This window comes from Vaccinium witches'-broom phytoplasma str. VAC, from assembly GCF_000309405.1.
Taxonomy (GTDB): domain Bacteria; phylum Bacillota_I; class Bacilli_A; order Acholeplasmatales; family Acholeplasmataceae; genus Phytoplasma.
The window spans coordinates 1-9,669 of record NZ_AKIN01000018.1 but is presented as its reverse complement, the minus strand read 5'-3'; the positions used below and the strand labels follow the sequence as shown (position 1 = coordinate 9,669).

Sequence of the window (9,669 nt, the reverse complement as noted above, 5' to 3'; positions counted from 1 at the left end):
AAAAATATTATTTTTTATTTTTATATAAATGAAATAACAATGATCAATTTAAGAAATACTAGAATAATTAGCATTTCTTTTAAAGGTTTTTTAAATCAAAAAACCTTTAAAATTCTTGTCTTGTGAATTAAACAAGACCGCAAAAGACCAAAAGGAGGTTATCATCATGAATAAATATGAAGTAATGTATATTTTACAACCTAATTTAGAAGAACAAAATGTAAAAAAAATTATTGATAACGTTAATGGTATTTTTACAAAAGAGGGTAAAGTTGCAGAATTGAAAGAAATGGGATTAAAAGAGTTAGCTTATCCTATTCAAAAATTCAACAAAGGTTATTATGTTTGGTTATTAGCTGATTCTAACAGCACAGTTGTAGCTGAATTTACTCGTATAGCTAATATATCTGAAGAAATAATAAGATATATGGCAATTAAATTAGAGGATAATAATTAAAATGATTAATAGAGTAGTTTTAGTAGGTAGAATTACAAAAGATCCAGAATTACGTTTTATTAACGGTGATATTCCTTTAGTGCGCTTTAATTTAGCAGTTAATAGGACTTTTACTAACTCTGAAGGTATTAGAGAAACTGATTTTATTCGTTGTGTTGTTTGGAATAAACAAGCAGAAAATTTAGCTAAATATATTAATAAAGGTGCTTTAATCGGTATTGAAGGTAAAATTAAAACTAGCGTTTTTGACAACGGCACAGATAAAAAACAATTCACAACAGAAATTCAATGCGATTCTATTCATTTTTTAGATTCTAGAAAAAACAAAGATAATCACAGTAATGATTCCCAGAATTCAGCAGCAGAAGATTTTAATATTAATGAAGATGATGGATTCCCTTTTTAATTTAACTAAATAACGATAATATAAGGAAGTGTTAAAAGATTATGAAATCAAGTAAAAAGAAATTTTTTAAAAAACGTCGTAAAGTATGTTACTTTACTCAAAACAAAGTGACTAGAATCGATTTTAAAGATGTAGAATTATTAAGTAAATTTGTCACTAATAGAGGCAAAATTTTACCAAGCAGAACTACTGGAACATCTGCTCAATGGCAAAGACGTTTAGCAATAGCTATCAAAAGAGCTCGTCACATGGCTTTAATGCCTTTTGTAATACAATAATCATAAAAAAAATAAAACAAGTTAATAATGCTTGTTTTATTTTTTATATTGAGAATTTATTATTTTTCAAAATAAAATTTATGATAGAAAAGTGAGTTTACAAAAAATTATGTTCAAATCATTGAGAAAAAAAAATCTCAATTATAAAAAATACTTCTTAATTATTATTTTAATTTCTGTATTCGTTATTTTAGCTATTTATGATTATAATAACATTAAAGACATAATGGATAATCCTAAAAAACAATTCGAAGAAATAAAAAGCAATATTTTGAAGTTATTTTTTAGCCTTTTGGGTCAAATAATATTTTTATTCGTCCTTTTTAGCATTTATTTTAATTTTAAAAATCATTTAAAAATTAAAAAATTACAAAACAGACTTTCCTTATGGTCCAAACTATCTTATTTTGTCAATCAAATCGGTGAAGAAGTTTTTAATGAATTGCCGATAGGCATTATAGTGATCGATTCTTTTTCTAATGAGATGCAATGGATTAATCCTTACGCTGATAAAATCTTTAAAAAACCTACTATCAATACTCCTTTACAAAATTTACACCCCAAAATGAAAGAATTATTAAATTCCAACCAAACACAAACTATTTTAACTATTGGTGAGGAAATTTTTGATTGTTTATACAATAAAGAATTTAATCTTTTTTATTTGTTTAATGTTACAGAAAGAGAGAAAATTAAAAGTCTTTATCGCCAAAAAACACCTGTTTTAGTTTTTTTATCTTTTGATAATATAGAAGATTCTTTAAAAAATTGGGACTTTTCTGAACAATCTCAAATCAAAGCAGAATATTTAAGTGTTTTATCTGACTTTGTAGAATTATATGAAGGTTATTTAAAGCAATTATCAGATGATAAATTTTTATTATTATTAAACCGTCAACAATTAGAAAATATCATGAGTGATAAATTTTCTATCTTAAAAACGATTCGTGATATTTCTAATAAATATAAATTAAAAATCACTCTTTCTATGGGTGTAGCTTGTTATAATTTACCTTATAATAGATTAGCTTCTTACGCTCAAAGCGCGATTGAATTAGCACAAAAAAGAGGCGGAGACCAAGTAGTTGTTAATATTGAAAACCAAAAAATTCAATATTTCGGTGCGACCCAATCTTCTTTAAGTACTAATTCCAAAGTGTCTGCTAGAGTGAACTCAGAAATTATCAGAGATCTTTTAGAACAAAATAATAATTGTTTTTTTCTGAGTCATATTAATCCTGATCTAGATTCTTTGGGTTCAATGATTGCTTTTTATAAAATAGCTTTATCTATTAATGATAATTACGAACATTATATTATTTTAGACGAAGAAAAGATGGATCAAAATTTTAAAATTATTTATCAAAACTTATTAAAAGAAGAACCGGAATTATCTAAACATATTATCGCTACCGCCAAAGCTAAAAATATCATTAATAAAAATTCTTTATTAGTTATTTTAGATACGCAAAACAAAGAAATCGTTAATAGTCCAGAATTATTGGATTTAACACCTAATACGATCATTATTGATCATCATAGATCTTCTGATGAAATCATCGTTAACACTTTTGCTTATATAGATTCTTCCTCTTCTTCCACTGTAGAGATGTTAATTGAATTAATCTATTTTTTAAACCAAAAAATAGATATTACTCCTTTTGAAGCTAGTGTTATGTATGGTGGAATGGTAATAGATACTAATTATTTTACTTATCGTACTAATTCAAGAACTTTAGAAGCCGCTTCACAATTAATTTCTATGGGAGCAGAAAGCGATAAAGTAAAATTTTGGTTTAGACAAGAATTTTCTAAAATATTAAAAATGAACCAATTAATTTCTAATATGGAAATTTATATGGATAGATTCGCCATTGTTAAAAGTAATGAAATAGTAGAAAATCGTTCCTTTTTAGCGAAAGTAGCTGAAAATATTTTAAATATTCAAAATATTGAGGCAGCTTTTGTTGTTGGTCGTTTGCAAGAAAAAGAAATAGGTATTAGCGCTAGATCTTATAAAAATGTTAACGTTCAAATCATTATGGAACAAATGGGCGGCGGCGGTCATATGAATAGTGCAGCAACTCAAATAAAAGAAAGCAATATTGATATCATTGTAGGAAAATTAAAAAATATATTAGCGTTAGAATATAAAGAAGGGGCTAAAAATATGAAAGTAATTTTATTAGAAGATATTAAAAATAAGGGTAATACAAATGACATTATCGAAGTTACTCTAGGTTATGGTAATTTTTTAATTAAAGAAAAAAAGGCTCTTTTAGCTAATGATAAAAACATTAAACAAATAGAAAAAGACAAACAACTAAAAGAACAACAAGATTTGGAACATACTACTTTAATGAATAAATTAAAAAAAGATATTGATAATAAACAAATTAATTTAAAAATTACTGTTGGTCAAAAAGGAAAAATGTACGGAAAAATCACTATGAAACAAATAGTGGATGAATTTTTAAAAGAATTCAATATTTTAATTAACAAGAAAAAAATTGTTTTAGACAGCGAAATCAATTCTTTAGGAATCTACAAAGCTTCAGTAGTTTTGAAAAAAGATATAACGGCGTCCTTTATTATTAATGTAGTGGAAAATAAAAATGAATGAAAATATAAAACTTCCTTATCATTTAGAAGCAGAACAAGCTATTTTAGGCATTATTTTTTTAGAATCTAGCCAAATAGTTAATGTAGTTGATCGTTTAGAACCAGAAGAATTTTTTAATATTAATCATCAATTTATTTTTATGGCGATGATAGAATTATACCAAAAATCTCAACAAATTGATTTTTATACCGTTTCACTTACATTAAAAAACAAAAACCAAAAAATAGAAGGTAACACGAATTATTTAATTAAATTAACTAATATGATTCCTTCTATAAATCATCTAGATACTTATATTGATTTGGTCCACGAAGCTGCTTTAAAAAGAAACATTATTAAAACAGCTTCTGCTATCGTTCACGAAGGACTTAGCAATCCTGATCTTCATAATGAAGAGTTTTTAAATAGTGTGGAAGAAAAATTCTTTCAAATTTCTAAAAATAAAAAAAGTAATAAATTTATCCTCCTAAAAGATCTATTAAGAGAAGTGAGAAAGCTCACTATTGAAAATAAAAGGAATAATAATATTATCGGTTTAAAAACTGGTTATGCCGGTTTAGACGAAATTACTTTAGGTTTAAAACCAGAAGAATTAATCATTTTAGCAGCTAGACCTTCCATGGGTAAAAGTAGTTTAATGATGAATATAGCGGTTAATATTGCTCAAGAAAATAAAAACGGCAAAGCTTCTGTGGCTATTTTCAGTTTAGAGATGTCTAACGAACAATTAGGTTCTAGAATGATAAGCACTAAAAGCCAAATCTCTCATAAAAACATTCAATTAGGAATATTAAATCAACAACAATTAAAACAAGTTAATTATTCAATCGAAACATTACAAGATTTAAATTTATATTTCGATGATTCAGCAGCAGCTAATATTTTAGATATTAGATCTCAATGTAGACAATTAAAAAGACAAGATAAATTGGATATAGTTATTATCGATTACTTGCAATTAATCAGAAAAGCTAATAAAACTAATAGTCAAGGTTTTTTCAACCGTCAAGAAGAGGTTTCTGATATTTCTAAGAGTTTAAAGGAAATGGCTAGAGAATTAAAAATACCGGTTTTAGCTTTATCACAACTTTCCCGAGAAGTAGAAAAAAGAGAAGATAAAAGGCCTATTTTATCTGATTTAAGAGATTCTGGTAGCATTGAACAAGACGCTGATATTGTGATGTTTTTATATCGAAAACATTATTATAACAAAGACAGAAAAGACGTTCCTTTAGTTGATTTAGGCCATACTGAATTAATTATTTCTAAAAACCGTCAAGGAGCGACTGGTACAAAACATTTTAATTTAAATTTAGATTATCTTTTATTTAAAGAAATTGATATAATACCAGAATAATTTTTATAAATTAACAAGCACCATCAATAGATATTTTTTTATAAAAGAAATAATTCTAGCAAGGAGAAGAAAATGTTTGATAAATTAAATTTAATAAAAGAAAATTATTTAAATTTACAAAAAAAAATATCAGATAATTTAGAAAATTTAAAAAACGTTGAACTTTTAAAACAATATCATAAATTACAAATAATTGTTTTTGTTTATGATCAATATTTAAATTTAGAAGAAGAATTAAAAAAAACTAAACAAATCATCAAAAAAGAAGAACCAAAAGATAACGAATTAATTATTTTAGCTAAAGCAGAAAAAGAAGAATTAAAACAACAAATTCAAAATAAACTCCGAGAATTAAAAAAATTATTGTTACCACAAGATGAAGATGACGAAAAAAACGTTATTATGGAAATTAAAGGTGGAATTGGCGGTAGAGAAGCCAACCTTTTTGCTTCAGATTTGTTTCGTACTTATATGAAATACGCGGAAAATAAAAAATGGAAAACAGAAATCATTAATTTCACCCAAACTTTAAAAAACGGAATTAGTTCAGTAGAATTAATGATTTCTGGTAAAAATATTTATTCCTTTTTAAAATATGAATCAGGCGTTCATAGAGTTCAAAGAGTGCCCGAAACAGAAAGTCAAGGAAGAACACATACTTCAACCGTGAAAGTATTAGTGATTCCTGAAACTAAAAATATTGAATTAGATATTAATTGGAACGATATTAGAGTAGATACTTATAATTCTAGTGGTCCAGGCGGTCAATCAGTTAATACCACTAAATCAGCTGTTAGATTGACTCACTTGCCTACAGGTCTAAGTGTTGCTTCTCAAACAGCTAAAAGTCAACACGAAAATAAAGATAAAGCTTTTCAATTATTAAAAAATAGAATTTTTTATCAAATGAAATCTCAACAAGAAAAAGATAAAAATGATGTTAAAAAGAATTTAATCGGTAAAGGCGAAAGGAGTGAAAAAATCAGAACTTATGATTATTCAAGCAATAGAGTAACAGATCATAGAATAGGTTTAACACTTCAAAAACTAGATTTATTTATGGAAGGTAAAATAGATTTAGTCATCAAACCTTTAATTGATGAAATGGAAAAACAAAAATTAAAAGAAGAATTTTCAAAAAATGAATAAAAAAAATAAAATTATTATTTTTCCTACTGATACTGTTTATGGTATAGGAGCTAAAATCAATGATACAGAAAGTTTAAAAAAGATTTATCAAATTAAAAAAAGAGATCTTAATAAGCCAATAGCTATTTTATTTTATTCGTTAGAACAAGTTAAAAATATAGCTATTATAGATCTCAAAATTATCAAAATAAGTCTTTTTTTTTGGCCAGGAGCTCTTACTTTAATCGTGAATGCTACTCCTTCTTTTTATCAATTAACTAAAGAAAAAAAATTAGGAATTAGAATTCCTAATCATAAATTGGCTTTAAAAATATTAAAAGATGAAGGACCTTTAAGAGCAACTTCTGTCAACGACAGCGGCCAACCACCTTTAAATAATTTTGAAGAAATAGTTAATAAATATAAAAATCAAGTAGATTATATTTACCCTAATAAACAAACAAATTCTAATGTTTCTTCCACAGTTATTGATACAACTACTCCTTCTTGGGAAGTTATTAGAAAAGGCGATGTTTCGTTAGATATGATTAAACAAGCCCTTATATAAAGATTTTTTTCATAAAAAACATTTCTAAATGAATTTTAGGATCTAAAACTCCTTTTTTAATTTGATAAGATAAATCTAATAAAGATAAAAATAAATTAGTTATTTTTTCTTTGTTTAAAGTTTGACTTTCTTTCGTTAAATAATATATTTTAGCAGGAGGGAAGTTTAAAATAAAAGCTATTTCTTTTTGGCTTTTTTTTTTATTTTTTAAAGTTTTAACAATAATAAGTTCTTGTAGTTTTTTCAAAATTTGATGAATAATTAAAAAAACATCTGTTTTTTGTTTCATCATTTCTTTAAAAATTAAAAAACCATCAATAGGGTTTTTAATATCGATAATAGAATAAATTAAAGAAAAAATATTTTGTTCTTCTTCAGAGTAAACTAATTTATCTATTAATTTCATATCAAAAATAACTCTATCCGAATGATGATATAACTTAATTTTTTTAATTTCTTCATTTAATAAGAATAAATTACCGTTAGTTTTTTGAATTAATTGGGGGATTATTTTTTTTTCTATAAAAAAATTATCTTTTTTAAACAGATCTGAAACATATGAAATTAAATCTTTTTCAGAAAGATTAATAACTTTTTCTTCGTTAAATATTTTATTTATTTTGTTTCTAATATGAACAGGGAAATTATCTTTTTCCGCAGTAATATACATAATAATATTAGGATTAGGTTTTTCAATATAATCAAGCCAAAAAGAGATATCTTTTTGAAGAAATAATAAAGAAATATTTTCAATAAAAATAATTTTTTTATTGAAAAAAAAAGAATTCGTAAATAATTCTTGTTTTAATTTTTCGATCACTTGTAAACAATTATCGCTTTCTATTTTATAATTAATAAATTGATAATTATTCTTTTGACAATCTTTTTTTAAAGAATCTTTTTTTTGCTCTAAAAAAAATAATTGTGAATAAAATAATAAATTTAAAGAATGCATTTTCCCTTTAAAATCCTTTTATAAATTTTTTTAATCCAAGTTATTCTTCTTTTTAGTCTTTTTAACTGGGGGAATTTTTTTTATCTTTTTAGCTCGAGGATGAAATTGAAAATAAACCTCTTTTAAACGTTTTTGACTGATGTGAGTATAAATTTGAGTAGTAGAAATATCTTCATGACCTAAAATGTTTTGTAAAGTCCTCAAATCTATACCATTTTCTAACAAATGAGTAGCGAAAGAGTGTCTCAAGGTATGAGGGGAAGATTTAGATGATAACCCTACTAATTTGATAATCTTTTTGAATATTTTATAACATCCTTGCCTCGATAAAAGTTCACCTTTATTATTTAAAAAAACTAAATTACTTTTTTTATCTTTTAATAAAAATTTACGTGAAAGATCCAAATATTCTTTAATTATGTTTGAAGAATATTTGGAAATAGGAACAACCCTTTCTTTAGAGCCTTTTCCTAAAATAATAATTTGTGATTGTTTAAAATCTAGATTATCTAAAGTCAAATTTAACAGTTCGGTTATTCTCAAACCTGAACCATACATCAATTCAAAAATAGCTTTATTTCTTATTTCGATAATAGAATCATTTTTATTGACTTGTTCTAAAAAGGAAAACACCTCTTCCTTAGATAAAACTACCGGTAAGGTTTTATCTATTTTAGGCATTTTAAACATTAAAGAAATATCATAATCTATTTTTTTTTCTAATAATAAAAAATGATGAAATTTTTTAATAACGATAATTTTTCTCGCTAAAGTTTTACTCCCTATGCGTTTATTATTGGCCATATGAAACAAAAACAAAGAAAAATGTTCTTTATTAATTTCTTTAAAATCTTTCAATTTTAATTCATTTTCTATAAAAATTAAATATTGTTTAACATCGGTTAGATAAGATTTAACTGTATTAAAAGATAAAATAATTTCATCCGAAAGATATAATTCAAATTCTTTTAAAATATATTTCATTTTTAAATCATTTTCTTTCTTTAAAAATAAATTATTTAAAATTTATTTTTCATTTCTTTTTTAGGTTTAGTTTTTTTAATGGCTAAATATATAAAAAAAGTATTTAAAGGTATTTTAACTAAATTAGTTAAAACAATAGATTCCCATTGGAATTTTCCAGTACTAAAATAAATTAATAAAGTGGAGATAATAGCAATCAAATAATTCAAAATACAAGTGATTACAGTTATATCTTTTTTCTTATAAATGTTTAAATACTTGGAAATAATATCTATTCCACCACTAGAACTGCCTTTTCCAATAAGAATGCCGTAAGTAAGTCCTCCTACGATGGCAACGATCATAACTCTCAATAAAGAAAGACCAAAACCACTATCTTCTGGGAAACGACCAAAAAAATTTTTAAGTCCCAAACAATTTAGATCATTAATTAAATAAGTTAATGTTAGTATAAAAAATAAAATAAAAAAACTATTTAAAAGAGTGGTAATGCTGAATTTACGATCTAATTTCGGAAAAGAAATTAAAATTAATAAAATTCCGTTCACAATTCCATAAAAAGAAGTTGCAAAAAAACCAATAAATAAAGGATTTTTAATTTGGAAAATACTTTTTAAAACTTTAGCAATAGCATCGCCAATACCGTGAACTCCTGTTGCATATAAATTAATGTTATAATTACCACTGCTAAAAACAACATCTAATAAAGAATAAATAAAAGATAATGTCAAAAACAATGTAAAATTTTTTATATTAATAATTTTTGTTTCTTCTAAGTGCCTGCCTGAGTTGCTCATATATACCTTATATACCTTTTTTATCTATTATTATTTTTATTAAAAATTATTCATTTAAAAAGAAATAATTTATTCTTTTCTAATGGAAATAAAATTCTATAAAAATAAATTATTCA

10 protein-coding genes are annotated in these 9,669 nt (G+C 24.4%); 7 read left to right on the top strand and 3 right to left on the bottom strand.

The features are described 5' to 3' along the window. The first annotated feature begins 166 nt into the window (after positions 1 to 166). The 7 genes from rpsF (at position 167) to RI68_RS00735 (ending at position 6,817) form a co-directional block, all read left to right on the top strand. On the top strand, positions 167 to 457 hold the full coding sequence (rpsF, locus tag RI68_RS00765; protein ID WP_017193356.1) for a 30S ribosomal protein S6: 291 nt from the start codon (positions 167 to 169) through the stop codon (positions 455 to 457). Between the two features lies 1 nt (position 458). Then, positions 459 to 863: a single-stranded DNA-binding protein gene (locus RI68_RS00760; RefSeq protein ID WP_017193355.1), complete on the top strand. Its 405-nt coding sequence runs from the start codon at positions 459 to 461 to the stop codon at positions 861 to 863. Positions 864 to 904: 41 nt separating this feature from the next. Next, complete coding sequence (rpsR, locus tag RI68_RS00755) at positions 905 to 1,141, top strand: 30S ribosomal protein S18 (protein WP_017192415.1); 237 nt, start codon at positions 905 to 907, stop codon at positions 1,139 to 1,141. A 109-nt stretch (positions 1,142 to 1,250) separates the two neighbouring features. After that, a complete protein-coding gene (gene rplI, locus RI68_RS00750; RefSeq protein WP_017193354.1) occupies positions 1,251 to 3,764 on the top strand; it encodes a 50S ribosomal protein L9 in 2,514 nt (837 codons plus the stop codon). Continuing rightward, positions 3,757 to 5,121, top strand: coding sequence for a replicative DNA helicase (dnaB, locus tag RI68_RS00745; RefSeq protein ID WP_017193353.1), 1,365 nt, complete (start codon positions 3,757 to 3,759; stop codon positions 5,119 to 5,121). Before rplI ends, dnaB begins: the two co-directional genes overlap by 8 nt. A 72-nt stretch (positions 5,122 to 5,193) precedes the next feature. Next, a complete protein-coding gene (prfA, locus tag RI68_RS00740) occupies positions 5,194 to 6,270 on the top strand; it encodes a peptide chain release factor 1 (protein WP_017192412.1) in 1,077 nt (358 codons plus the stop codon). After that, entirely contained in the window at positions 6,263 to 6,817 is a 555-nt protein-coding gene (locus RI68_RS00735) for an L-threonylcarbamoyladenylate synthase (RefSeq protein WP_017193352.1), read from the top strand. The genes prfA and RI68_RS00735 overlap by 8 nt, the downstream gene beginning before the upstream one ends. On the opposite strand, the gene holA is transcribed toward RI68_RS00735, so the two are convergent. The 3 genes from holA to RI68_RS00720 are packed head-to-tail and all read right to left on the bottom strand — an operon-like array spanning position 6,810 to position 9,553. After that, positions 6,810 to 7,772, bottom strand: a complete 963-nt coding sequence (holA, locus tag RI68_RS00730; protein ID WP_017193351.1) for a DNA polymerase III subunit delta — start codon at positions 7,770 to 7,772, stop codon at positions 6,810 to 6,812. The two genes, RI68_RS00735 and holA, sit on opposite strands and share 8 nt — an antisense overlap. A 30-nt stretch (positions 7,773 to 7,802) precedes the next feature. After that, the gene (xerA, locus tag RI68_RS00725) at positions 7,803 to 8,756 is read right to left on the bottom strand and encodes a site-specific tyrosine recombinase/integron integrase (protein WP_017193350.1); all 954 of its coding nucleotides are present in this window, start codon (positions 8,754 to 8,756) and stop codon (positions 7,803 to 7,805) included. Between the two features lie 35 nt (positions 8,757 to 8,791). Next, positions 8,792 to 9,553 (bottom strand): YitT family protein, encoded by a 762-nt coding sequence (locus RI68_RS00720; protein ID WP_017193349.1) that lies wholly within the window; start codon positions 9,551 to 9,553, stop codon positions 8,792 to 8,794. Positions 9,554 to 9,669 lie beyond the last annotated feature (116 nt).

Coding starts and splice junctions, on each gene's coding strand:
- rpsF (WP_017193356.1), top strand. CDS start 167: ATGAATAAATATGAAGTAATGTATATTTTACAACCTAATTTAGAAGAA.
- RI68_RS00760 (WP_017193355.1), top strand. CDS start 459: ATGATTAATAGAGTAGTTTTAGTAGGTAGAATTACAAAAGATCCAGAA.
- rpsR (WP_017192415.1), top strand. CDS start 905: ATGAAATCAAGTAAAAAGAAATTTTTTAAAAAACGTCGTAAAGTATGT.
- rplI (WP_017193354.1), top strand. CDS start 1,251: ATGTTCAAATCATTGAGAAAAAAAAATCTCAATTATAAAAAATACTTC.
- dnaB (WP_017193353.1), top strand. CDS start 3,757: ATGAATGAAAATATAAAACTTCCTTATCATTTAGAAGCAGAACAAGCT.
- prfA (WP_017192412.1), top strand. CDS start 5,194: ATGTTTGATAAATTAAATTTAATAAAAGAAAATTATTTAAATTTACAA.
- RI68_RS00735 (WP_017193352.1), top strand. CDS start 6,263: ATGAATAAAAAAAATAAAATTATTATTTTTCCTACTGATACTGTTTAT.
- holA (WP_017193351.1), bottom strand. CDS start 7,772: ATGCATTCTTTAAATTTATTATTTTATTCACAATTATTTTTTTTAGAG.
- xerA (WP_017193350.1), bottom strand. CDS start 8,756: ATGAAATATATTTTAAAAGAATTTGAATTATATCTTTCGGATGAAATT.
- RI68_RS00720 (WP_017193349.1), bottom strand. CDS start 9,553: ATGAGCAACTCAGGCAGGCACTTAGAAGAAACAAAAATTATTAATATA.